General features: G+C 72.2%; 25 protein-coding genes. 7 read left to right on the forward strand and 18 right to left on the reverse strand.

Annotated features, from left to right (window positions below; genetic code table 11):
• Position 1: 1 nt before the first annotated feature.
• The 7 genes from ABGB12_RS17190 to ABGB12_RS17220 form a co-directional block, all read right to left on the reverse strand.
• The gene (locus ABGB12_RS17190) at positions 2-496 is read right to left on the reverse strand and encodes a flavin reductase family protein (protein ID WP_347678975.1); all 495 of its coding nucleotides are present in this window, start codon (positions 494-496) and stop codon (positions 2-4) included.
• A gap of 39 nt (positions 497-535) precedes the next feature.
• Positions 536-1528 carry a DUF523 and DUF1722 domain-containing protein gene (locus ABGB12_RS17195; RefSeq protein ID WP_347678977.1) on the reverse strand — a complete coding sequence of 331 codons (993 nt, stop codon included), beginning with the start codon at positions 1526-1528 and terminating at the stop codon, positions 536-538.
• Positions 1529-1655: 127 nt separating this feature from the next.
• On the reverse strand, positions 1656-2543 hold the full coding sequence (locus tag ABGB12_RS17200; RefSeq protein WP_347678979.1) for a MerR family transcriptional regulator: 888 nt from the start codon (positions 2541-2543) through the stop codon (positions 1656-1658).
• A gap of 130 nt (positions 2544-2673) precedes the next feature.
• Positions 2674-3390 carry a TSUP family transporter gene (locus ABGB12_RS17205; RefSeq protein ID WP_347678981.1) on the reverse strand — a complete coding sequence of 239 codons (717 nt, stop codon included), beginning with the start codon at positions 3388-3390 and terminating at the stop codon, positions 2674-2676.
• Positions 3387-4718: an MFS transporter gene (locus ABGB12_RS17210; RefSeq protein ID WP_347678983.1), complete on the reverse strand. Its 1332-nt coding sequence runs from the start codon at positions 4716-4718 to the stop codon at positions 3387-3389. Before ABGB12_RS17210 ends, ABGB12_RS17205 begins: the two co-directional genes overlap by 4 nt.
• A complete protein-coding gene (locus ABGB12_RS17215) occupies positions 4715-5563 on the reverse strand; it encodes an SDR family NAD(P)-dependent oxidoreductase (protein WP_347678985.1) in 849 nt (282 codons plus the stop codon). The genes ABGB12_RS17210 and ABGB12_RS17215 overlap by 4 nt, the downstream gene beginning before the upstream one ends.
• The gene (locus ABGB12_RS17220; RefSeq protein WP_347678987.1) at positions 5560-6930 is read right to left on the reverse strand and encodes an NAD(P)-binding domain-containing protein; all 1371 of its coding nucleotides are present in this window, start codon (positions 6928-6930) and stop codon (positions 5560-5562) included. The genes ABGB12_RS17215 and ABGB12_RS17220 overlap by 4 nt, the downstream gene beginning before the upstream one ends.
• Before the next feature lie 171 nt (positions 6931-7101).
• Here ABGB12_RS17220 and ABGB12_RS17225 point away from each other — a divergent pair, with 171 nt between their 5' ends.
• A complete protein-coding gene (locus ABGB12_RS17225; RefSeq protein ID WP_347678989.1) occupies positions 7102-8235 on the forward strand; it encodes a helix-turn-helix domain-containing protein in 1134 nt (377 codons plus the stop codon).
• 1 nt (position 8236) lies between these two features.
• Here the strand turns inward: ABGB12_RS17225 and ABGB12_RS17230 are convergent, their stop codons facing one another.
• The 9 genes from ABGB12_RS17230 to ABGB12_RS17270 form a co-directional block, all read right to left on the reverse strand.
• Entirely contained in the window at positions 8237-9127 is an 891-nt protein-coding gene (locus ABGB12_RS17230; protein WP_347678991.1) for an oxidoreductase, read from the reverse strand.
• 47 nt (positions 9128-9174) lie between these two features.
• The gene (locus tag ABGB12_RS17235; RefSeq protein WP_347678993.1) at positions 9175-9801 is read right to left on the reverse strand and encodes a hypothetical protein; all 627 of its coding nucleotides are present in this window, start codon (positions 9799-9801) and stop codon (positions 9175-9177) included.
• Between the two features lie 85 nt (positions 9802-9886).
• Positions 9887-10633 (reverse strand): TIGR03943 family protein, encoded by a 747-nt coding sequence (locus ABGB12_RS17240; protein WP_347678995.1) that lies wholly within the window; start codon positions 10631-10633, stop codon positions 9887-9889.
• On the reverse strand, positions 10630-11640 hold the full coding sequence (locus ABGB12_RS17245) for a permease (protein ID WP_347678997.1): 1011 nt from the start codon (positions 11638-11640) through the stop codon (positions 10630-10632). The genes ABGB12_RS17240 and ABGB12_RS17245 overlap by 4 nt, the downstream gene beginning before the upstream one ends.
• A gap of 100 nt (positions 11641-11740) precedes the next feature.
• Positions 11741-12190 (reverse strand): DUF6234 family protein, encoded by a 450-nt coding sequence (locus ABGB12_RS17250; RefSeq protein WP_347678999.1) that lies wholly within the window; start codon positions 12188-12190, stop codon positions 11741-11743.
• 183 nt (positions 12191-12373) lie between these two features.
• Complete coding sequence (locus ABGB12_RS17255) at positions 12374-13558, reverse strand: zinc-dependent alcohol dehydrogenase (protein WP_347679195.1); 1185 nt, start codon at positions 13556-13558, stop codon at positions 12374-12376.
• A 115-nt stretch (positions 13559-13673) separates the two neighbouring features.
• Positions 13674-14468 (reverse strand): cytochrome c oxidase assembly protein, encoded by a 795-nt coding sequence (locus ABGB12_RS17260; protein ID WP_347679001.1) that lies wholly within the window; start codon positions 14466-14468, stop codon positions 13674-13676.
• Positions 14468-14917, reverse strand: coding sequence for a DUF2243 domain-containing protein (locus ABGB12_RS17265; protein ID WP_347679003.1), 450 nt, complete (start codon positions 14915-14917; stop codon positions 14468-14470). Before ABGB12_RS17265 ends, ABGB12_RS17260 begins: the two co-directional genes overlap by 1 nt.
• Positions 14918-14922: 5 nt before the next feature.
• A complete protein-coding gene (locus tag ABGB12_RS17270) occupies positions 14923-15723 on the reverse strand; it encodes a DUF72 domain-containing protein (protein WP_347679005.1) in 801 nt (266 codons plus the stop codon).
• Between the two features lie 157 nt (positions 15724-15880).
• Here ABGB12_RS17270 and ABGB12_RS17275 point away from each other — a divergent pair, with 157 nt between their 5' ends.
• The 5 genes from ABGB12_RS17275 to ABGB12_RS17295 all read left to right on the forward strand — a co-directional run bounded on the left by ABGB12_RS17275 (position 15881) and on the right by ABGB12_RS17295 (position 20206).
• A complete protein-coding gene (locus ABGB12_RS17275; protein ID WP_347679007.1) occupies positions 15881-16930 on the forward strand; it encodes an NAD-dependent epimerase/dehydratase family protein in 1050 nt (349 codons plus the stop codon).
• 58 nt (positions 16931-16988) lie between these two features.
• Positions 16989-18353 (forward strand): cytochrome P450, encoded by a 1365-nt coding sequence (locus tag ABGB12_RS17280; protein ID WP_347679009.1) that lies wholly within the window; start codon positions 16989-16991, stop codon positions 18351-18353.
• Between the two features lie 371 nt (positions 18354-18724).
• On the forward strand, positions 18725-19129 hold the full coding sequence (locus ABGB12_RS17285) for a DUF2795 domain-containing protein (RefSeq protein ID WP_347679011.1): 405 nt from the start codon (positions 18725-18727) through the stop codon (positions 19127-19129).
• 22 nt (positions 19130-19151) lie between these two features.
• Positions 19152-20000, forward strand: coding sequence for an SDR family oxidoreductase (locus ABGB12_RS17290; protein ID WP_347679013.1), 849 nt, complete (start codon positions 19152-19154; stop codon positions 19998-20000).
• A gap of 17 nt (positions 20001-20017) precedes the next feature.
• The gene (locus ABGB12_RS17295; protein ID WP_347679015.1) at positions 20018-20206 is read left to right on the forward strand and encodes a hypothetical protein; all 189 of its coding nucleotides are present in this window, start codon (positions 20018-20020) and stop codon (positions 20204-20206) included.
• A gap of 4 nt (positions 20207-20210) precedes the next feature.
• Here the strand turns inward: ABGB12_RS17295 and ABGB12_RS17300 are convergent, their stop codons facing one another.
• Entirely contained in the window at positions 20211-20879 is a 669-nt protein-coding gene (locus tag ABGB12_RS17300; RefSeq protein WP_347679017.1) for a UdgX family uracil-DNA binding protein, read from the reverse strand.
• A gap of 113 nt (positions 20880-20992) precedes the next feature.
• Positions 20993-21433, reverse strand: a complete 441-nt coding sequence (locus tag ABGB12_RS17305) for a lamin tail domain-containing protein (protein WP_347679019.1) — start codon at positions 21431-21433, stop codon at positions 20993-20995.
• Between the two features lie 201 nt (positions 21434-21634).
• Here ABGB12_RS17305 and ABGB12_RS17310 point away from each other — a divergent pair, with 201 nt between their 5' ends.
• Positions 21635-22405, forward strand: a complete 771-nt coding sequence (locus ABGB12_RS17310) for a hypothetical protein (RefSeq protein ID WP_347679021.1) — start codon at positions 21635-21637, stop codon at positions 22403-22405.
• The last annotated feature ends 6 nt before the right edge of the window (positions 22406-22411 follow it).

Raw genomic sequence — 22411 nt, forward strand, 5'->3', positions numbered from 1 at the left:
TTCAGGCCGGGTGCCCGGCGTCCATGCCGAGCACCTCGGCCAGACCGAGGGGGGCGCCCCGGCCGTCCACCTCCATGTGGACGGGTTCCAGGAGGTGGCCGACGTGGTCCCCGAGGTCGACGCGGTCCAGGACGCGGCCCACCATGCGCCGGCGGGCGTCCGAGAGCAGGGGGACCCCGTCGGCTCCTTCGGTCCACGCGCACCGGGTGAACTTGTCGATCTCGTCGCCGGTCCGCTCGCCGAACAGCCTGGCCAGGGCGATTTGTCCGGGATCCCCCTGTTCGAGCACATGGACGCCCAGGAAGTCGGCCCGCGCCGCGACCCCGAAGGTGTGGTTGACCCGGGACAGGCAGACCAGGAAACGCGCCGGGTGGATGCTGCACTGCGTCCAGAACCCCACCAGGCAGCCCGAGCGCTCCCCGCCGGACGCCGCCGTCACCACCAGCATCGGCGTGTCGAATCCCGCCGTGAACCTGCTGATCGGCTCATCACCCATGTCCGGGTCATACCCGCCGCCCCCGGCCGTGCACTCGCGTCAGAGGTGGTGCCGCAGGGGCAGCGCTGCGGGGAAGGGCTCCAGGAACGTCTGGTCGACCACGTAGGGCACGTCCTCGGCCCGCGCGTCGTGCCGCAGCAGCGCGACCGGCACGCTCAGCGGCGCGTGCCCGGCCCTGAAGGACTCGATGGACTCGGCGATCCCGTGCCTGCGCTCGCGGCTCAGCCGGTGCCCGAGCGGGCCCAGCACATGCTGCAGCGCGTTGACCTGGCGGCCCCGCGCAGGCAGGACGGCCAGCGCCTCGGCGAACACCCGCCGGTACTCCGCGGCGAGGGCCTCGCGGTCGCCGACGCCGGCCCGGGCGACGATCCGGCCGAGCTCGCGGTAGCGCACGGGGTCGTGCGCCAGGATCTGCAGCTTGTGGCGGCTGTGGAAGGCCACCAGGTCGCGGGGGCGCCACGGGCCGTCCAGCAGCTCCCGCAGCCGGGCGTGCGCGAACACCCGCTCCACGAAGTGCTCGCGCAGCGTCGGGTCGTTCAGCCGCCCCTCCTCCTCCACCGGCAGGTGGGGGTGGGCGGCGGTCAGCGCCTCGGCGAAGAAGCCGCGGCCCCGGCGGTCGACGGGCTGCCCGTCGGTGCGCTCTCCGGGCAGTCCCGCGCTGTAGCGGGGAAGGCCGAACAGCGCGCACGAGGGGGAGCGGGACTTCAGGACGAACCCGTCGAGCCCGTCCAGGCCGGGCAGGAGCCGGCGGGCCGCCTCCTCGAACGCCGCCGAGTGGTCGGCCCCGGTGTCGCGGCCGACCACCCTTCCGTCGGTCAGCCTCCGGATGGGTCGCCGCGGTGTGCCGAGTCCGGCTTCGACCTCGGGGCAGACGGTCACCCAGTCGACCGTCCCGGCCAGGGAGTCGGTGAGGAACCTGCAGCGGCTGTGCCCTCCGTCATGGCGCACCGGTTCGCCGAGCAGGCAGGCGGAGGCGCCGAGCCGCGGGCGGGTCGCGCGGGTCGGCGGCGCCGGCTCGTACGAAGTGATCATCCTGATTCCCCCTCCGAAAACCTATTCAAAACTTATTCATAGTCGCGAGAGGGAGGTCGGAGCAAGCCCGGGAGTTAAAAACCGGACAGATCTCTCGGCCCGCCAGACGAAGGATCAGCCGGACCCGTCAGCCCGGAACTCCCAGGGCCTCGGCCACGGCCTCCACGGCGTCCGGCAGCGACTCGGTGAACCGGACCCCCTCGGGAAGGGGCCCGCCCCAGCCCGGACCGCCCGCGATCACGCGCAGCGCCGGACGCCTCCCGGGGATCCGCTCCAGCACCCCCACGTCCCCCGTGCGGTGCATCTGGGACCACAGGAACACCGCACCGGGACCGATCTTCTCCACCGCGTCGCCCAGGGCCCTCTCCGGAACCCGGGCCCCCAGCATCCGGCTGGAGATCCCCCGCTCGGCGAGCGCCGCCCCTAGCGCGTACAAGGGCAGACTGTGCTGGTCCTCGGGCGCGCAGGCCAGCAGCACGGGCCTGCCCCCCGCTCCCGGCGAGGGCGGCGTCACCGCGGCCAGGACCGCCAGGGCCGTCCCGGAGAGGAAATGCTCGATCTCCACCGCCTCCCCCGTCGCGGCGTGGCGTTCACCGATGCTCCGCAGCACCGGGGCGATCAGCTCCTCCCACGCGGACACCACCCCGTCCCGCGCCACGGCCTCGCGCACCGTCTCGGCGACCACCGGCCCGTTCAACGCCATCACCGCCCGCGCCAGCCCGCGCGTCCGCGCGGGAACGGTGCTCAGCGCCAGCCGGTTCCCCCCGGCCCCGTGCGCCCGCGGGTCCCGCTCCCGCACCTCCATCCCGCCCAGCGCGGCCCGCGCCGCCTCCCCGGGAGGAGCCCCCTGCAGGATCAGCCGGTTCATCACCTCGAGCCGCGCCACGTCGGCCGGGTCGTAACGCCGGTGCGACCCCTCGCTGCGGCGGCTCGGGCCGATCCCGTAACGCCGGTCCCAGGTGCGCAACGTGGAGGCCGACACTCCCAGCCGCCTCGCCACCGCACCGACGCTCAACCCCGGCGTCTCCACGGAACCCCCCAGCAACGTGTCCGTCCGTTCGGCCTCTCCTATCTTGGCCGAACGGACGGATGGAGCGGACCGGCGGAGCCCCGCCCGCGCCGGAAGACGGCTCAGAGGGCGGAGGTCACAGGGAGCCTGCGAGGAGGCCTACGCCACCGGCGAAGGCGACGCCGAGAACGATGGCGCGCAGGGTACGGGCGGGCATCCGGGAGGCGAGGAGGGTTCCGCAGACGGTGCCTCCGGCGAGGGCCGCCAGTTCGGGGAGGCCGGGGAGGACGACGCCCAGGGCCAGTGCCGTCACGAGGTTCTGAAGGAGGAAGAAGAACGAGAGGTTGGCGCGGCTGGTCCGGGCGGCCCACCCGGAGTTGGCGGCGTAGATGCCGATCGGGGGGCCGCCGACCCCGCCGACGACGTTGAGCAGGGCGCTGGTGGCGCCGACGGCCACGGCCCCCGCCGGGCGGGCCAGCCAGGACCATCGCACGCCGCGGGCCAGGATGCCCACGGCGACGACGATGCCGATGCCGGACGCCAGGGCCGGCCAGCGGGTGTCGGCGCCGCGGACCAGCAGGGCGATGAGCGGGGTGCACAGCAGCGTCGGCACGAGCAGGCGGGACACGTCGGAGGGCCGGGCGTGGCGGCCGTCGCGCAAGAGCGGGACCACCGACGCGAGCACCGCCAGCGCCAGGGTGACGGCGACGCCGTCGCGGGGGCCCAGATGGAGGACGAGGACGGGGGCGGCCGCCAGGGAGAAGCCCATGCCGGTGGCGGCCTGGACGGTGGCACCGAGCCAGATGCCGGCGAGCGCGAGGAGTTGCGTGCCGGTGAGGAGCTCCTGGATCACCGGGGTGCGGATCCGTCCAGGGAGTAGCGGCGCTGGAAGAGGATCGCGACGGCCATGAGGACGGCGGGGACCAGGGTGAAGCCGATGACCAGCGCCGTGAGCGCCGAGCCCGCCTGCGCCACGTCCTGCCCGTCCGTGGTGGAGACGAAGCCGCCGACGGTCAGGACCGCCGAGTAGACGTAGGGGCCGATGGCGGTGCCGGTCGCGTCGGTCGCCGTCCACACCCCGGTGTAGGCGCCGGCGCGGGAGGAGCCCTGCGCTTCGGCGGCGGCCACCGCGTCGGGCACCATGGAGAAAGCGAAGAGCTGCAGCCCGGCGAACGCCGAGCCGAGCGCCACGATGACGACGACGGTGGCGGCGACCCCGAGCCGCTCGCCCGCCAGCAGCGCCAGCGAGCCCGCGATGAAGACCCCCTGGGAGACCAGCAGGCCGCGCTGCTTGCCGATCCGGCGGGAGATCCGCTGCCAGACGGGTCCGGCGATCAGTGCGGGGCCCAGGAACGCTCCCATGAACACCGCGGTGAGCCCGCTGTTCTCGAAGACGTACTCGGTGTAGAAGGGCACCGCGGCGAGGAAGAGGTGCGTGGTGGTGCTGGTGAACAGGTACGACAGCACCAGCGTCCGGAACTCGCGGTCCCGCCAGGCGACCTTGATGTCCTCCAGGAACGAGTGGTCGCGCGCGTCGGGTGCGCGGAACCCGCACCGCGTGGTCAGGTCGCGCACGCCTTTCAGCGCGACGAACCCGGTGACGACCATGCCGACGGACAGCACCAGCGCCATCTTGACGTAGTCGCCGCGCCCGCCCGCCGAGACCATGGCCGGTGCGACGACGCCCGCCCCGAGGAGGCCAAGGGTGAGGAAGAGCATCCGGAACATGAACACCCGGGTGCGCTCGTGGTAGCCGATCTTCAGGTCGGACGGGGTGGTCAGGTAGGGCACCTGGAAGCACGCGAAGAGCAGGTTTCCGGCGATGTACCAGGCGCCGACCCACAGCGCGGCCGCCGTTCCGGAGAATCCGGCCGGGACGGTGAACATCGCGGTCATCGCCACGGCCAGCAGCAGCCCCCAGCGGAGCAGGCCGCGCCGGTTCCCCGACCGCCGCGCCTGCCGGTCCGACAGCGTGCCGAACAGCGGGTGCACGACGGCGTCGATGACCTTGGGCAGCAGCAGGACCAGGCCGGCGAGGAAGGGGGAGACACCGAGCGTGTGGGTGAGGAAGTACAGCAGGAGCAGCCCGGGGACGGTGACCCACACCCCCATGCCCAGGGAGCCGGTGGAGTACTCGACGAGGTCACCGGTCCGAGGGGAGGCCTCGGTCGCGACACTCACGAGCCGAACCTTCTGACGACCCCGGCGGCCAGCTCGACACCCTTGAACGCTCCGGAGCGGACGCGTTCGGCGAGCGTCCGGGAGATGATCCGGTCGGTCACCGAGGGCAGGTGGCGGGCGAGGAAGAACTCGACGGACCCGCGGGTCGTGGTCGGCAGGTCGCGGTGGACCCGGCGGCTGAGGGCCGCCCGCAGCACCGTGTCCACGACGCCCTCCAGCGGCTCGTAGCGGCTCATGCCCTCCAGAGAGAGGCCCGCCGAGGCGGTGGAGTCGTGGATCGGGCTGCGCACCATCGACGGGTAGACGCAGGTGACGCCGACGTGCGTGCCGATCTCCATGCGCAGCGCGTCCGCGTACGCCACGAGCGCCCGCTTGGACGCCCCGTACGCCGCCGCCAGCGGCAGCTGCATGACCGCCATCCGGGAGGACAGCATGACGACCCGGCCGCGGGACGCGACGAGCGAGTCCACACACGCGGCCGTCACCCGCCAGACGCCCAGCAGGTTGATGTCGAGCTGTCGGCGCACCTCGTCTCCGGGCGGGAGTTCGGCGGGGGCGGGCCCGCCGATCCCGGCGTTGTTGATGAGCAGGTCGAGCCCGCCGAGCCTTCCGATGGCCTCGGCCACGGCCTCGGGGACCTGCTCGTCGTCGGTGAGGTCGCAGGCGACGACCTCGACGGGGTCGTCCTCGCGGGGGGCCACGTCCAGGCCGATGACGCGGGCGCCGAGCCCGCTCAGGCGGGCGCAGATCGCCCGCCCGAACGTGCCGGAGGCGCCCGTGACGATCACTCGCAGACCGTGCGCGTCGCGGTGGCCGCCGTCGAGGATGGAGAGGGGGAGGTTCACGCGGAGGTCTCCTTGCCGCGGGTCGGGGCGAACGGCCGGGTCTCGCCGCGCAGGAGCCTGTCCCGCCCGGCCTGGATCTCTTGGGGCACGTCGGCGACGTAGTCGTCGAAGTCGATGCGCATCTGGGGGCGCCGGTCCCGGCCCCACCTGGCGGTGGAGTACCGCAGGGCGCGGGCCACCGAGCGCAGCCGTTCCGGAGGGTCGGGCAGCGCGTAGGAGCCCGACAGGTAGGCGGCGGCGAGCTTCGACTGGGCCTCCACGACGGGCAGTGCCGCGCCGGTGGACTGCATCAGCCCGACGAAGACCAGGCTCGGGTCGTCCAGGTGGAACACCCGCTTGTACAGCGGCAGTTCCTCGGGGTCGCCGCCCAGCCAGCGCTCGGACAGGAAGGGGATGCTCACCCGGTAGCCGGTGGCCCAGACGATCACGTCGACGGCGTCGGACGTGCCGTCGGTGAAGACGACCCGGTCCCCGTCGAAGCGCTCGACGCCGGGCCGCGGGGCCACCTCGCCGTGGGTGAGCCGGTGCAGGATCGTGTCGCTGATCGTCGGGTGGTTCTGGAAGAGCCCGCCCGCGGGCGCGGGCAGGCCGTAGCTCTGGGGGGTGCCGACGGCGACCCGGAGCATGGTCTCGGCCAGGGCCTGGCGCAGCCGCCACGGCAGGGCGGCCAGGGCGCCGCCGGTGGCGTCCGAGGGACGGCCGAAGAGGTATTTGGGCACGATGTGGACGCCGTGGCGGGCGGACAGGAGTACGGGCCCCCGCGACACGTACGAGGCGTCCACGGTGATGTCCATGGCGGAGTTTCCCATGCCGACCACGAGCACCCGCTTGTCCCGGAAGATCTCGGCGTCGCGGTAGTCGTGGGCGTGCATCTGCTCGCCGGTGAACTCGCCGGGGTAGGCGGGGTCGGGCAGGCGGGGGTCCCAGTTGTGGCCGTTGGCGACGACTACGGCGTCGTACCGCTCGGTGTAGCCGGTCTCCCGGCTGGGCGCGGACGCGGTCACCTTCCACCTGCCGTTCTCCCGTTCGACGGAGGTGACGGTGTGGTGGAAGCGCAGATGGGGGGTGATCCCGAATTTCTCGGCGTAGTCGGCGAGATACCCGGCGATGTGGTCGGCCGACGGGTAGTCCGGCCACTCGCGGGGCATCGGGAAGTCGGCGAACTGGGTGCGCCCCTTGCTGGTGTTGAGGTGCAGGGAGGCGTAGGCGGGGGAGAGGCCGCTGCCGTTGTCCCGAGCCCACAGCCCGCCCGGCCGGTCGCCCTTCTCATAGGCGACGACCTCGGCGCCGACGTCCAGCAGTGCCTTGACGGCGGTGAGACCGGCCGCTCCGGCGCCGATGACGGCGACACGGCAAGGAGGGGTCATGGCGCTCGTGCTCCTCGAGGGATGGGGTGGGGATGGGACGGCGTCAGGGCCGGCCGCTGGAAGTTGTGGTTCGCACCAATCTAGGTCTTGATCCCGGCTTGGAATATGGCGCTTATCACCTGTTTTGCTGCGTAGATTGTGGTGGCCCACAACCTGGAGCATGATGGTGGAGTGCGCTCCCGGGAAGAGTGGACGTCCGTCGTCGATCTCATCGAGCGGATCGTCGGCGAGGACGACCTGCTGCCGTCCGTGGTGATCGGAGTGCGCACGATGGTGCGCGAGGCCGCCTCGCTGTCGTCCGCCGACATCACCGGCCACACCCGCGCCCTGCTCTTCGCCGCGACCAGGGCGCTCGCCGCCCGGCGCGGTCCCAGCGAGGCGGAGCTGTCCTTCGTGGAGGACCTGGCGGTCACCCGGGCCCGGCAGGGCGTGCCGATCGAGGCGGTGCTCGGAGCCATCCACATCGCCGAACGCACGATCTGGTCGCGGGCCAGGGAGACGGCCCCCTCCGCCGGGGTCACCCCCGATCTCCTGCTGGACGCCCGCGAGCTTTACGACGACTGGGCGGAGGCCGTGCGATCCCGGCTGATCACCGCCCACCGGGTCGCGAAGGCCGACCCGCACCCGCGGACGGACGCGCGGGACGCGGTGATCCTGCGCCGGCTCCTGGAAGGCGGCTCGGCCGCCGCGCTGGCCGCCGTCGAGGCGGGGCTGCCGACCGCGGGCGGCCTGTGGGCCCTGGTCGCCCGCGCCGACGACCTGGCGGCCGCCGCGGCCCTGGAACGGGCGCTCCGCGAGTACCCTCCGGTGCTGTGCGCCAGGCTCGACGGATTGCTCGTCGCGGTGCTCGCCCGGGCCCCCGCGCCCCGCGCCGTACGGTCCGGCCTGACGGCGGGGCTGGCAGGACCCGTCGAAGCGGAGGAACTGGCCGCGGCCCGGAGGCTGGCACTCGACGCGCTGGCCGCCGCCGAGTCCTCGGGACGGTCGGGTGTGGTGCATGTCGCGGAGGTGGCGTCCCTGGTCGCGCTGGTGGGCAGGCCCGATCTCGCCGCGGTGCTTCTGGAGCGTCACCGGCAGGACTGGAACACCCTGGGCGCGAACGCCGCGTCCGTCGCCCTGGCCGTCTCCACCTGGCTGGAGGCCGACCGGGACGTCAACGCGGCGGCCGGGAGGCTGTTCGTGCACCCCAACACCGTGCGCAACCGGGTCCAGCGGTTCACGGACGTCACCGGCGTGGACCCGGCCACCACGTTCGGCGCGGCGGACGCCTGGTGGCTGTGCCGCACCTGGCTGGCCCAGGCCTGAGTCAGAGGTAGCGGACGCCGGTGAGCTCCTCGGAGACCGACCAGAGCCGGCGTGCGAGCTCCGGGTCGGTGGCGGAGCGCACCGGCCGGACGGGCTTCGGGTGGCGTCCTCGGGACTCCTGGAGCCCGTCGGGCCCGTAGAACCCTCCGGGCTCCGCCTCGGCGGCGGTGGCGGCGTAGAGCTGGGGGATCGCCCCGCGGGCGGCGGACTGGGCCAGCAGCAGGTTGCCGGGCTTCATGATCAGGCCGAGCAGGCCGGTGGGGCCGCTGGACTGCAGGTTGGTCGCCGCGTAACCGGGGTGGGCCAGGAGGCTGAGGACCGGGCTGCCCGCCGCGCGCAGCCTGCGGTCCAGCTCCAGGCCGAACAGGACGTTGGCGAACTTGGAGTTGGCGTAGTGCCCGGTCGGGGAGTAGGACCTCTCGGCGTTCAGGTCGTCGAAGTCGATCGAGCCCCGGCGGTGCAGGGCGGAGGTGACCGTCACGACGCGGGGCGCGTCCCCCTCGGACAACCGGTCCAGCAGCAGGCCGGTGAGGGCGAAGTGCCCGAGGTGGTTGGTGCCGAACTGCAGCTCGAAGCCCTGCCTGGTGCGCCGGAGGGGCGGCATCATGATCCCGGCGTTGTTGACCAGGACGTCGGCCTTCTCCACGGTGCCGGCGAACTCGCGCACGGAGTCCAGGTCGGCCAGGTCCAGCCGCCGGACCTCCACCTGCCCGCCGTGCAGCTCCGCGCACGCCTTCCGCCCTTTGGCGAGGTCCCGGCAGGCCATGATCACATGCGCGCCCCGGGCCGCCAGTTCCCTGGTGGTCTCCAGACCGAGCCCGCTGTTGGCGCCGGTGACCACATAGGTCCGCCCGCTCTGCTGGGGGATGTCGTCGGTCGTCCATTTCGTCATGAGGCTCAGCATGCCCCGGCGCGGCCGATCCCGATACTCCCGTTCCGCTAACGGTCGGTCTCGCGGCGGGAGTGCATCCAGGGTGAGGTCAGCACATGGTACGAGGGCATCGTGATGTTGAGCTCGTAGACGGCGTCCATCACCGACTTGATGCGGGGAGGGGTCTCGCGCAGCTCCGCGTCCGCGACGTCGTCCTCCGAGGTGAAGTACAGCAGATGGGTGTAGCCGTCGTCGGGGTGGAAGGCGAGGGTGGAGCCGAGCATGTCCTGGCGGTGCAGGAACATCTCCTTCTCCATGCTGCGCATCAGGGTCCGCATCAGCGCGGCGTCCCGCACCCGGCCCTGGACGATCTGGACGAGGCCCGCCTTGTCGATGGCGGTCGGGTCGGGAGCGAAGACCTCGACCTCCCGGCAGTTGGTGAAGACCGGGTCGCCGGTGAGGGCCGCGCGGATCTCGGAGAACCAGCGCCGCCGTCCGGGACGCCCGGACTCCACCCACATCTTCTGTTCGGACTCGAACCGCTCGGCGGTGAAGAACACGCCCTCCTCGGTCACCCCGCCGGTGCAGCCCAGCCAGCCGACGGAGGTGGATCCCAGCTTGTCGGCCCACCGGTAGCTCGCCGCGCGCAGGGCGTCGGCGTCTCCGGCCGGTGCCTGGATGATCTGGAGGAACATCTTCGGTCTCCTTGCTGAGCGCGTACTCCCTTACCGTACCGATTGATGGGGTTATCGGTTCTCCTCATTCGAGGGAAACCGCAGGTTATTCATAGGGGTTGTCTGGTTTGTCGGCCGGGGAGACGGTCTCGGCGGTGAACTCGTACACGCCCTGGCCGCCCGGCTTCCCGGCGGGACGCCAGAGCCCGACGACCTTCACCCACGCGCCCTTCTTCGGGGCCGGCGCGTTCAGGATCTTGACGCGCAGCGCCAGGGCGTCGGCGGCGCAGCAGCTCATCTGGAGCCGGGTGAGGTACCAGGCGCCGCTCTTCTTGTCCGGGGTGACGAAGCCCGTGAGTTCGAGCCTGCGGTCGGCGAGGGTGACCTGCCCGCCGATCTGGGCCTCGAAGGACCGGCCCATGAACTCGCCGATCGACATGGGCAGCGGGTCCGGGCCCGGGGGCAGCGCGTAGTCGTCCTCCTTGACCGGGATCTTCGGGGGCGCCGCCGTCCGGGCCTCGTCGGCGCGGGTGGCGGTGAAGACCCCGAGTTCGGGCGGGGCGACGGCGAAGATCGCCAAGAGGGGCAGGCACAGCAGCCAGGCGACCCGCGGCCCGCCCGGACCGTGGGAGTGGCCCTCGTGCCCGTCGTGCCCGTCGTGCTCGCCGGGTCGTTCGTGCCAGTCGCGGCGCATCCCGGCCAGGCCGAGGACGATCAGGACGAGCGCGGCCGCGACCAGCGGCCAGCGCAGCCCCTCCTTGACGAAGTTGACGATCTCCCCGGTGACCAGGGTGATCCACAGGACCGCCCCGCCGACGAGCACCATCAGCAGGTTCTGCATGGCTCTGCTCACAGGAACACCCCTCCCACGAGAGCGCTGACCGCGACGGCCAGGACGAACGTCAACGGGATGAACCGGATCGCGAACCGCCGTCCGAACATCCCCGTCTGCAGTGCGATGAGCTTGAGGTCGACCATAGGCCCCACGACGAGGAAGGCCAGCTTCGCGGTGGGGGAGAACGAGGTGAGGCTGGCCGCCACGAAGGCGTCGGCCTCCGAGCAGATCGACATCAGCACGGCCAGCACGGCCAGCGTCAGCACCGCGGCCCACGGAATCCCGGCCACCCCGTTCACCCACTCGGAGGGGACCACCACATTGATCGTGGCCGCGGCCATCCCGCCGACCACCAGGAATCCTCCGGCGTGCATGAAGTCGTGCCGCACCGCCACCCGGAACGCGTCCCAGCGTCCGCCTTCGTGCTCGGGCCGTCCCGGGATCCGCAGCCATTCGCCCTTGCCGAAGCGCAGCCACACCCATCCGGCGAGCACCGCCACCACCAGCGAGGCCCCGAACCGCGCCGCCACCATCTCCGGCCGCCCGGGGAACGCCACCGCCGTCGCGACCATGACGACCGGGTTGATCGCGGGCGCCGCCAGCAGGAACGTGAGGGCCGCGGCCGGTGCGACTCCCCGGGCCATCAGGCTCCCCGCCACCGGCACGGACGCGCACTCGCACCCGGGCAGGACGGCTCCCGCCATCCCCGCCACGGGCACCGCCGCCGCGCCCCGGCGGGGCAGCACGCGGCTCCACACCTCCGCGGGGACGAACGCCGTGATCCCGGCGGACAGCACCACCCCGAACACCAGGAACGGCAGCGCCTGCACGCAGATCGCGATGAAGATCGTCGTCCAGGCCAGCACCCCCTCCTGGGTCACCCACGGGGCCACCCAGATCCGTCCGATCACCAGCAGGGAGACGATCGAGATGGACCACCAGGCCGCGTCGGCCCCCGGCTCCGTCCGCCGAACCCCCCACCCGGCGGGCGGCAGTTCCTGCTCCCGCTGCGTTCCAGCCGTCACCCCGTCCTCCTTCACACCGACGACGGGACATCATAATGAAAATTATTTTCATTTCAACCGCCCGGTTCCGCCGGGTGCCGCCCCGATGGGGGCCGTCCTGCTACGGCGTGCGGGTGACGGGCGACGGGGCGGGCGTGGGACCGCGCGGGGAGGGGTCGGAGGAGGGGACGGTGAGGACGGCCAGGAGGAGGGCTCCGGCCAGGAGGAGATGGAGGAGGGAGGTGATGGGGGCCTTGGTGCGCAGGAGGAGGGCCACCAGGAGGGCGAGGCAGAGCAGGATGCCGAGGCCGAGGACGAGGAGCTGGTCGGCGCGGTCGGCCCCGCCGTTGGACCGGTGGGGATCGACGCTGTTGGCCAGGCCGGAGGCGATGATCACGAAGAAGACGGCGACGGACTCCAGGGCCAGGCCGGTGAGGGCGGTGAGGAGGTCGGCGCGCCAGGGAAGGCGTGGTCGCCCCGGGGGGCCGGCGGCGGAGTTCACGGGTGTCCGGTCGGAGGATCCGGGGGAGCGGGCCTCGATGTGTCCAGGGTGGGATCGGGGCGTCGGCACACGGAACCACTCCCTCTTCTGCTCGCTACCCGACGGATATTTCTGATCACTCTTGGTATCGGCATGAGGTCGGGTCTCTCAAACGTCGAAGACGGATGGAATGGGGAATTCAGAGATCTACGACGTAAAGGCCCCGGGCGTGACGGACGCCCGGGGCCCGGTCCTCGCGGAAGCGGCCGGCGGTCAGAGGGCCGGGTCGAGGATGACCTTGATGGCCCCGTCGAGCTTCTTCTGGAAGGCCTCGTAGGCCTGCGGCGCGCGGTCCAGGGAGACGCGGTGGGTGGCGAGGTCCAGGACGCCCAGCGGGTCGGACTCGTCGGTGACCAGCGGCATCAGGTCGTCCAGCCAGCGGCGGACATGGGCCTGGCCCATGCGGAGGGTGACGCCCTTGTCGAAGAGGCGGAGCATGGGCATCGGATCGGACATGCCGCCGTAGACGCCGGACAGGGAGATGACCCCGCACCGGGCGACCACCTCGATCGCCAGGTGGAGGGCGGAGAGGCGGTCCACTCCGGCGCGGGTCATGAGCGGTGCGGAGATCCGGTCCGGGAGGAGGGAGGTGAAGGTCTGGGCGGCTTTGGCGAAGGGCGAGCCGTGCGCCTCCATGCCGACGGCGTCGATCACCGAGTCGGTGCCGCGACCCCCGGTGAGGTCGCGGACGGCGGCGACGATGTCGGCGCTCCTCGGGTCGATGGTCTCGGCGCCGTGCCGGCGGGCCATCTCCAGCCGTTCGGGGACGAGGTCCACGCCGATGACCCGGTAGCCCCGGTGCCGGGCCATACGGCAGCACATCTGGCCGATGGGCCCGAGTCCGAGGACGGTGACGCTGCCGCCGTCCGGGACCTCGGCGTACTCGACCGCCTGCCAGGCCGTCGGCAGCACGTCGGAGAGGAACAGGAACCGCTCGTCCGGAGTGCCGTGCGGCACCGGGATCGGGCCGAACTGGGCCTGCGGGACCCGCAGGTACTCGGCCTGGCCGCCCGCGACCTCTCCGTAGAGCTTGGTGTAGCCGAAGAGCGCGGCGCCCATGTCGTACTCGCGCACCTGGGTCGTCTCGCACTGGGCGTAGTACCGCCGGTCGCACATGGGGCAATGGCCGCAGGAGATGTTGAACGGGATCACCACCCGGTCCCCGGGCTTGATGTGCGTGACCTCGGGGCCGACCTCCTCGACGATGCCCATGGGCTCGTGCCCGAGGATGTCCCCCTCCTGGAGGAAGGGCCCGAGCGTTTCGTAGAGGTGCAGGTCCGAGCCGCAGACCGCAGTGGAAGTGACCCGGACGACCGCGTCGTTGGGCTCCTTGATGATCGGGTCGGGCACCTGGTCGACTCGGATGTCGCGACGGCCATGCCAGGTCACTGCCTTCATCATTCCCCCGGTTGTCCGATAACTGTTGGGATATTTGCCCCGTTATGGCCCCTTTGCCCTGGGTTGCCCTCGCCAATCTCTACAATCCGCCAATTTGCCGCAGATCACAGCGGGTTCAGCCCGGCACCGCGTCCATCCGCCGCCGCTCCCGACTGAGGCTCCGCCCCGTTTCGGCGTACCAGCCCAGCACGATGACAAGGGCAAGCCCCACCTCCACCAGGTCGCCGCCGTAGTACATCAGCAGCGCGCCCGTCCGCAGGTCGGCCGCGGGGAACACGAGCCCGGGCGGCGGAGAGGCCCACAGCGACTTGGCCAGGACGGCATGGGCGGCGCTCGCGACGACCAGCGTCCCCGCCCGCAGCGCCAGGGAGTAGCGGTGCCGCATCGGGTCCAGGCGGCAGAGCGCGGTGGTGAACAGCATCCCCGCCGCGAACACCCGCAGGTGCAGCAGCGCGTGCACCCACGGCCGGTCGTGCGTTGCGGCCAGCAGTGGCGTCCGGTACATCATCCACAGCCCGCCGAAGTCGATGAGCGCCGCGACCGGCGGGCACACCAGCACCGCCGCGAGCCGTGACTGCACCACGGCCAGCAGCGTCCGGCGCGTCCGTCCGGGCGGCAGCACCCGCAGCACCAGGGTGACGGGACGGGCCAGGACGAGCAGCAGAGGCCCGGCCATCCCGACGAGCAGATGCTGCAGCATGTGCGAGGTGAACTGCCCGCCGGGCAGCTGCGCCGCGGCCGCCGTCGCGACGGCCGTGCCCCCCGTCGTGAAGGAGAGGTCGCGTAGCCAGGGCCAGGCGTCGCCCCGGCGCCGCAGCCGGGCCGCCGCGGCGAGGTAGGCGGCGACGGCGCCCGCCATGGCGATGGCCGCGGCCCACTGCGCCGGCCCCGCCTGATGGCCGGTCCCCATCAGCTCGCACCGCCCGGCCGCCGCAGCGCCGGCAGGAGCAGCCAGCAGCCCGCGACGAGCATGAGCGCCGCGACGGCGTTCCACGTCCAGTCGTAGGGGGAGATGTCGACGCCGTAGCGGCTCTGGTGCAGGCGCAGCAGCTTGTGGTGGACGATGCCGTCGTAGAGCTGGAACGCGCCGCCGCCCAGGAGCACCCCTCCGCCCAGGACGCGTCCGCGCAGGACGCCTCGCCTGGCCGCGTCGGCGACCGCCGCCAGCCCGAAGACGGTGGCGAACCAGCCGAAGGCGTGGAACAGCCCGTCGGAGACCAGCCCTATGCCCGAGGCCGACTCGTCGTAGAAGCGATGCCAGCGCAGCAACCGGTGGAAGACGGCCTCGTCGGCGAACGCCGAGGCCCCCACCCCGAGCAGGACTCCGGCCCACAAGGACCGGTCGGACCGGACGGACATCGCACTCACCTGTCCCTTTCGAGTTCCCGGGGTCCGGCGAGGGGCGGGGTCCGCCCGGGGGCGGCGATTTCGGCGAACCGCAGCGCGTTGTGGACCGCCGCGGCGGCGGGGTCGTTGTTGAAGTAGACGTAGGCGTCCCCGCCTTCGGTGGTGACCTCGGATGTGCGGCGCGCCCACGCGTGCAGCGCGGCCTCCCCGTAGCGGGGCCACGGACGGGCCGCGCCCTCGTGGCAGCGCAGGTAGATCCAGCCGGTGGTGCGCCACAGCGGTGTCACCGGGCGGCTCTGCCGGTCGGCCCAGCACAGGGCCGCCGCGTGGTCGGCCAGCAGATCGCGGATCTCCATGGTCCACCAGGACGGGTGGCGCGGCTCGACGGCCACCCGCACGTCCGGGGGGAAGCACCGCAGGCAGCGGGCGAGCAGCCCGGCGTTCGCGCGCAGGGTCGGGGGCAGCTGCAGAAGGACGGGCCCGAGTTTGTCACCGAGCCCCGAGGCGGCCCGCAGCAGTCGTGCGACGGGTTCTTCGGGAGCCGAAAGGCGGCGGATGTGGGTGAGGTAGCGGCTCGCCTTGACCGCCATCACGAAGCCCGGCGGGGTCTTCTCGCTCCAGTGCTCGAAGGTCTCGCGGGAGGGGAGCCGGTAGAACGCGGCGTTGCTCTCGACGGTGTCGAACCGCGCGGAGTAATGCTCCAGCCAGCGGGTCTGCGGCAGGCCCGGCGGGTACAGCACGTCGCGCCAGTCGGCGTACTGCCAGCCGGAGGTGCCGACCCGCAACCTGCCCCTGGTGGCCGGACTCACGTGACTCATCGGGCCGAATCCCCCGATCCCGCTCGTTCCCTCCGTTTCTTTCATGCCTTCCCGGGGAGGGAGAAGATGAACACGGCGTGCTTTGTGATCATGGTACGCCGGTCGCGGGGCGAGAACGCGGAGCGACCCGGTCGGGGGGCCGGAAGGGCGGGGGACGATGCGGGTAGTGGTCATCGGCGGCACGGGGAACCTCGGCACGAACACCCTGAGGTCGCTGGCGGAGGATCCCGCCGTCACGCAACTCGTGGGCATCGCCCGCCGCAGGCCGCGCCTGGAGATAGGCCGCACCCAGTGGGTGCGCGCCGACATCACCCACAGCGACCTGGTGCCGCTGCTGCGCGGAGCGGACGCGGTGGTGCACCTGGCCTGGATCTTCCAGCCGACCCACGACCCGTACACGACGTGGCGGACGAACGTGCTGGGCAGCGCCCGGGTGTTCCGCGCCGTCGCGGAGGCTGGGGTGCCCGCGCTCGTCTACTCGTCGTCCGTCGGCGCCTACTCGCCCGGGCCCAAGGACCGCCTCGTCGATGAGGACTGGCCCACGCACGGCTGGCCCATGGCCGCCTACAGCCGGGAGAAGTCCTACGTCGAACGGATGCTGGACTTCTTCGAGGAGAAGTACCCGCAGTGCCGCGTGGTGAGGATGCGACCCGGTTTCGTCTTCGAGCGCAGGACCGCCACGGAGCAGCGACGGCTGTTCGCGGGCCCGCTGGTGCCGGGCAGGCTCGTCCGGCCCGGAATCGTGCCGGTCGTGCCGGACATCCCCGGTCTGAAGATGCAGATGCTGCACTCGCCGGACGCGGGGAGGGCGTTCCACCAGGCCGTCGTACGGCCCGTACACGGCGCCTTCAACCTCGCGGCCGCCCCCGTCATCGGTGCCGACGAAGTGGCCGCGGTGTTCCGCGCCCGCAAGGTGAAGGTGCCGGCGCGGGCCGTCCGGACACTCTTGGCCGCCGCGTGGGGCCTGCGGCTGGTCCCGGCCTCTCCGCACCTGTTCGACCTGGCGATGCGGCTGCCGCTCATGGACGTCGGCAGGGCCCGCCAAGAGCTGGGGTGGACGCCCGAGCACACCTCCGTCCACGCCCTGTCGGAGTTCCTCGTCGGCCTCAGGACCGGCGCGGACGAGGACACGCCCGCCCTGTCGAAGGCGTCCAGCGGGCCGCTGCGCCTCAGAGAGTTCCGTTCGGGCGTCGGCGGCACCCCGTGACACCGGCTCGAGCCGTTCGTGTCCGCCGTCATTCTTCCGATCTGTGAAAGGAGTCGTCATGGCCGCCCCGGTGAAGGAGGAGACCAGAAGCCGCCTCCGCAGGCGCGCCTCGGACAAGGTGCCGCTGATCAGGGCTTCGGTCGCCGACACGCTGAAGGTCGGCGCCGTCGTCATGGCGCCGACGGTCGCGCGCGGCGTCATCGCGCGCCGTCCCCGGGCCGTCGCTCTGGCCGAAGGGCTGCAGGCCGATCTGCGGGCGGGACGTCTGCTGCAGCGACTGCGCCACCGCTACGGGCGGGGGCCGCTTCAGCTGAGCCTGCCCGGCAGGTCGTACGCCCTGCTGCTGTCCCCCGAGGACGTGCGGCGGGCGCTGACGGAGTCGCCCGAGCCCTTCTCGCTCGACAGCAGGGAGAAGCACGCCGCGCTCTCGCGCTTCCAGCCGCACGGCGTCCTCATCTCCAGGGGCGCGGACCGGGAGGACCGGCGCGCCTTCAACGAGGAGGTGCTGGACACCGACCACTCCGTGCACCGCCTGTCCGGCGAGATCTCCCGCAAGATCGAGGGGGAGGCCGCCGCGCTGGTCGGGGTCATCGAGGACTCCGGCGAGCTGGGGTGGGGGGAGTTCCGCACCGCCTGGTGGCGGACCGTCCGCAGGATCGTGCTGGGTGACGAGGCCCGTGACGACCACCGCGTCAGCGACCTTCTCACCAGGCTGCGCATGGACGCGAACTGGTCTTTCGCCCGCCCGCGCCGCCGGGCCGTGCACGCCCGCTTCCAGCGCCGCCTGGAGGGCTACCTGCGCAAGGCCGAGCAGGGGAGCCTGGCCGGGCTCGCCGCCAAGGCGCCGAAGACGGCGCGCACCGATCCGGCCCAGCAGGTGCCGCAGTGGCTGTTCGCCTACGAGCCCGCGGGCATGGCGGCGTTCCGCGCGCTGGCGCTGCTGGCCGCCCATCCCGAGCACATGCGTCGGGCACGCCGCGAGGCCGAGAGCGGCGCGCTGGAACTGCCGTTCCTGCGGGCCTGCGTGCAGGAGTCGCTGAGGTTGTGGCCGACCACTCCCGCGATCCTGCGGGAGAGCACTCGGGAGACGGTCTGGCACGGCAGGACGATGCCCGCCGGGACGGGCATGCTCATCTTCACCCCGTTCCTGCACCGGGACGACCAGCTGCTGCCGTTCGCCGACTCCTTCGCCCCGGACATCTGGCTGGACGGCACCGCGGAGGAGAACTGGTCGATCGTCCCGTTCAGCGCGGGTCCCGGCGAATGCCCGGGCCGGCAGCTGGTCCTGCTGTCGGTGAGCCTGTTCCTGGCGGGGCTGCTGCGGGAGCACGACTTCCGGCAGGTGGCCGGGGCGAGGTTGCGTTCCGATCGCCCGCTGCCGCGCACCCTCGGTCCTTTCCGACTGCATTTCGGTGTTATTTGAGTAGATTCTTGGGCTTTTTTGGTGATAGGGAGTGTGATTCCCTTCTAGGGGGTAGTTCATAAACTATGACCAAATATAACGATCTGGGTCATGAGCCTGAGGAGACGCACGACAGGGAGTTCGCGCCCGTCAACAAGGGCTCCGACGCGCGCGGGCGCACCGTTCCCTCTGCCATGCAGGACGAAGGGGGGGTGCCGCGGAGCGGAACCGGGGTTCCCGGAGTGCGCAACGCCCATCCGGATTCCCTTCCCCCCGACGAGGAGGGTGTGCGGGAGTCGGAGGAGCAGGACGCCACCCGAAAACATCCGTCCTGATTCTTCTTTTCCAGAAGATTGCAGACCTGATTCCACAAAGATGTGAAAGGCGGGCGTATGACCGAGAAGAGCGGCAAGCACGGCCCGAAACTGGACGAGGAGATGCACCGGGAGAGCGAGGGCCTGCTGCGCAGCGGCGGACCCACCCACCCCCAGCCGTGGAACGACCCGGAGCCGGTCGACACCGACACGGGCCTCGACCCGACGGCCACCCGGGCCGACCGCAGGGGGGCGCCTCCCGGGATGACCCCGCGGGACGTCGAGGAGCGCAGCGCCATCGCCTCGGTCCTGGCCGGCGTGCGCTACCCGGCGGGCCCCGACGAGCTGGCCGACCACGCCGCCTCCGAAGGCGCGCCCGACGTCGTGGTCGCCCGGCTGTCCCGGCTGCCCGGCAAGTCCTACGACGGCCTCCCCGAGATCGTCAAGGACCTCGGCATCGGCCATGAGGAACGCCGTACCTGACCCCCCGTGGAAGGAGACGTCGTTGAGTGAACGACCGGCACAGAGCCAGGAGTATCCCGGCCGGACGGAGGAGATGACCCCCGAGCCGCGGGACGAGATGCGCGGCTACCGGGGGAGCGGGCTGCTGTCCGGCGCCCGCGCCCTGGTGACCGGGGGAGACTCCGGCATCGGGCGGGCGGTGAGCGTGGCCTTCGCCAAGGAGGGCGCGGACGTCGCGCTCACCTACCTGGAGGAGGACGCCGACGCCCGGCACACCGCGAGCCTGGTGGAGGCCGAGGGCCGGACGTGCCGCACCTTCGGCGGCGACATGGGGGACGAGCGCCACTGCCGGCAGGTCGTCCGGGACGCGGGCACCGCTCTGGGCGGGCTCGACGTCCTGGTCCTGCACCACGGCACCCAGGCGCCGGCCGACGACATCCGGAAGATCGGCTCGGCGCAGCTGCGCCGTACCGTCGAGGTCAACCTGCTCAGCCTGTTCTGGTGCGTGCAGGAAGCCCTGGAGTTCCTGTCGGAGGGCTCGTCCATCGTGGTCACCGGGTCGATCAACGGGCTGCGCGGCAACCCGACCCTCATCGACTACGCGGCCACCAAGGCGGGGGCGATGAACCTCGTCCAGTCGCTGGCCAAGTCCCTGATGGACCGGGGCATCCGGGTGAACTGCGTGGCGCCGGGCCCGGTGTGGACCCCGCTCATCCCCGCGACGTTCCCGCCGGAGAAGGTGGCGGACTTCGGCGAGCAGGCCCCGATGGGACGGGCCGCGCAGCCGGACGAGATCGCCCCGTCCTACGTGTTCTTCGCCGCCGGGCGCAACTCCTCCTACTACACGGGCCAGACCCTCGTCCCCGCCGGCGGTGAGATCCACCCCGGCTGACCCGGAAGGAGCGCAGGATGAAGGACGACAAGAGGCGGGAGAGCCGGAGCTTCGCCGACCGCAGGGCCGAGCAGGGCGCCCCGCTCGAGGACGAGGCGCCCGATCTGGCCGAGGAGTTCGCGCCGGGGCCCACCGATCCGCCGAACGCCCGGGCCGACGCGCCGGGCGGCGAGGACGAGGGCTACGAGCCGCAGACCCGGGTCTGAGAGCTCAGCCCAGCAGTCGGGCCGCCACCCTGAGGTCGCTGACGAGCCCGGCGTAGACGGCGTCCCGGTCGGGCGCGCGCAGGACCGCCGACGGGTGGATCGTGGCGACGATCCGTCCGGCCGGCGGACCCTGCGCCGCCGCGGCCGGGGCGCCGATGGCCTCGAACGGAGGGCAGTCCAGGGGGACGCCCCGCTGCCTGGTCACCCGGAAGGACGGCCCGAGCAGCGCCTTGCCCGCCACGGCCCCCAGCGCCACGACCACCTCGGGGGAGACCGCCTCCAACTCGGCCACCAGCCACGGCCGGCAGGCGTTGATCTCGGTGGTGCCCGGGCTCTGGTGGAACCGCCGCTTGGACCCCTCCTTCAGCGTGAACTTGAAGTGCTTGACGGCGTTGGTGACGTAGACGGCGTCCCGCTCGATCTCCGCCTCTTCCAGCGCCCGGCCCAGCAGCCGTCCGGCGGGGCCCACGAACGGTCTGCCCTGCCGGTCCTCCTGGTCGCCCGGCTGCTCCCCGACCAGGACGAGCCGGGCTCCGGCGGGCCCCTCACCGAACACCGTCCGGGTGGCCCGCTCATAGAGGGCGCAACCCCGGCAGCCCGCCGATGCCTCGCGCAGTTCCGGCAGTTCCGCGTTCCCGGGCACGAACGGCCCGGCATCCCGTGTCTCCCCCATGTTCCAGACCTACCCAGAAAGGGGGGGCCGAGGCGGGCTCACCCCGCCCAGGAGGCGTCGGCCGGCCTGGCGGTCGTCGGATGTCTTCCATCAAGGCAATGCGAATGGCCGGTTTATGGTCGGCAGTACTTGACCGATCCACCGGAACTCCAGGTGCAGGAGTCGGCGCGGCCCGCCGGGGACCTCAGCCGGACCGTCGAGCCGGAGTTCTTCCAGGCGTGGGTGCCGCGGCGCCAGTAGAGATGGCCGCGGCCGTCGCGGCCGGAGCCGGTGTGGACGCGGACGCTCTGCCCCGGCCTGAGGCGGAGCTCCCGGAACGTGTAGGTCTGGCCGTCTGCGCCGTGCAGCCGCCAGCCCCGAAGGTTCCGTGTCCTCCCGGAGTGGTTCGCGACCTCCACCCACTCGCCGTTCAGGCTCCGGTTCGTTCGGTCGTCGACGCCGGGTGCGTCGAACCGGACCCGCTCGATCCGGACGTCGGGGGCGGAGAGGCCTTTCTCCGGTGCCAGGACGCCGATGACGATGACCGCGGTGACGAAGAAGGGGACGGCATTCACCCTTCCGAGGCTAGGAGCGGCTCCGGTGCCGGGCCATGGCCGCTCCGGCGAGGAAGGGGCGACGTCAGGGCTAGTCAGGTCTCTCGTAAAGTGAGGATTCCTCGGGGACTTATTGGTGTTGAGGGGAGTATGTCCTTCTCGATGAGAGAGAGCCTGATCACTCCCGGATTCCGGGGAGATCTCCGGTGGTAGTTACCGACTGTGGATCTTAATGCGGTCATCGAAGAGCTCTACCGCGTGCCGCCCTCGGAGTTCGTCCAGACCCGGCGGAGGCTCGCCGAGACGGCGCACGGCGAGGGGGACGAGGCGGCGGCCAAGCAGATCAAGGCGCTGCGGCGGCCGACGGTCTCGGCCTGGGCGGTCAACCTGCTGGTCCGGGAGCAGAGCGAGCTCGTGGGGGAGCTGCTGGAGCTCGGCGTCGAGATACGCAGAGGCTGGGCCGAGGGCGAGGACCCCACCCGGTTCGACCGGGTGCGCAACCTGGCGGTGGCCGAGGCCGTCCGGGTGGCCGGCGTCCTGGTGGAGGCCACCGGCCGGTCGCTGGGAGAGCAGGCCGCACACGAGGTCGAGGAGACGCTCCAGGCCGCGATCGTGGACCCGGAGGCCGCCGAGGAGGTGCGCTCGGGCAGGCTCACCCACCCGCGCAGCCACGCCGGTTTCGCCGTCCCCGAACTGCCGGCTCCGGGGGAGGCGGCTCCGGAGAGGGAGGACCCCGCACGCCTCCGGGAGGAGAAGCTGCGCAGGCGCCTGGAGCAGCTCGAGCACCGGGCGGCCGAGCTGGTCGCGGAACGCGACGCCCTGCGCCGGGAGCTGGAGCACGTCGAACAGGAGGAGGAACGGCTGAGGCACCGCCTCGACCAGCTCCGCCTCCACCACTCCGCCGTTCGCCACCGGCTGGAGGACGCCGAGGCGCAGACCGAGACCGCGCTGGCCCGCGTGGCGGAGGCCCGCTCGGACCTCCGCTCCCCCTGAGCCGTG

Source organism: Actinocorallia sp. B10E7 (assembly GCF_039871655.1).
Taxonomy (GTDB): Bacteria; Actinomycetota; Actinomycetes; order Streptosporangiales; family Streptosporangiaceae; genus Actinocorallia.

Excerpts from the sequence above, each read along its gene's own strand:
- ABGB12_RS17190 (WP_347678975.1), bottom strand. The coding sequence starts at position 496 with ATGGGTGATGAGCCGATCAGCAGGTTCACGGCGGGATTCGACACGCCG.
- ABGB12_RS17195 (WP_347678977.1), bottom strand. The coding sequence starts at position 1,528 with ATGATCACTTCGTACGAGCCGGCGCCGCCGACCCGCGCGACCCGCCCG.
- ABGB12_RS17220 (WP_347678987.1), bottom strand. The coding sequence starts at position 6,930 with ATGACCCCTCCTTGCCGTGTCGCCGTCATCGGCGCCGGAGCGGCCGGT.
- ABGB12_RS17230 (WP_347678991.1), bottom strand. The coding sequence starts at position 9,127 with ATGACGAAATGGACGACCGACGACATCCCCCAGCAGAGCGGGCGGACC.
- ABGB12_RS17235 (WP_347678993.1), bottom strand. The coding sequence starts at position 9,801 with ATGTTCCTCCAGATCATCCAGGCACCGGCCGGAGACGCCGACGCCCTG.
- ABGB12_RS17255 (WP_347679195.1), bottom strand. The coding sequence starts at position 13,558 with ATGAAGGCAGTGACCTGGCATGGCCGTCGCGACATCCGAGTCGACCAG.
- ABGB12_RS17260 (WP_347679001.1), bottom strand. The coding sequence starts at position 14,468 with ATGGGGACCGGCCATCAGGCGGGGCCGGCGCAGTGGGCCGCGGCCATC.
- ABGB12_RS17265 (WP_347679003.1), bottom strand. The coding sequence starts at position 14,917 with ATGTCCGTCCGGTCCGACCGGTCCTTGTGGGCCGGAGTCCTGCTCGGG.
- ABGB12_RS17270 (WP_347679005.1), bottom strand. The coding sequence starts at position 15,723 with ATGAGTCACGTGAGTCCGGCCACCAGGGGCAGGTTGCGGGTCGGCACC.
- ABGB12_RS17275 (WP_347679007.1), top strand. The coding sequence starts at position 15,881 with ATGCGGGTAGTGGTCATCGGCGGCACGGGGAACCTCGGCACGAACACC.
- ABGB12_RS17280 (WP_347679009.1), top strand. The coding sequence starts at position 16,989 with ATGGCCGCCCCGGTGAAGGAGGAGACCAGAAGCCGCCTCCGCAGGCGC.
- ABGB12_RS17285 (WP_347679011.1), top strand. The coding sequence starts at position 18,725 with ATGACCGAGAAGAGCGGCAAGCACGGCCCGAAACTGGACGAGGAGATG.
- ABGB12_RS17295 (WP_347679015.1), top strand. The coding sequence starts at position 20,018 with ATGAAGGACGACAAGAGGCGGGAGAGCCGGAGCTTCGCCGACCGCAGG.
- ABGB12_RS17300 (WP_347679017.1), bottom strand. The coding sequence starts at position 20,879 with ATGGGGGAGACACGGGATGCCGGGCCGTTCGTGCCCGGGAACGCGGAA.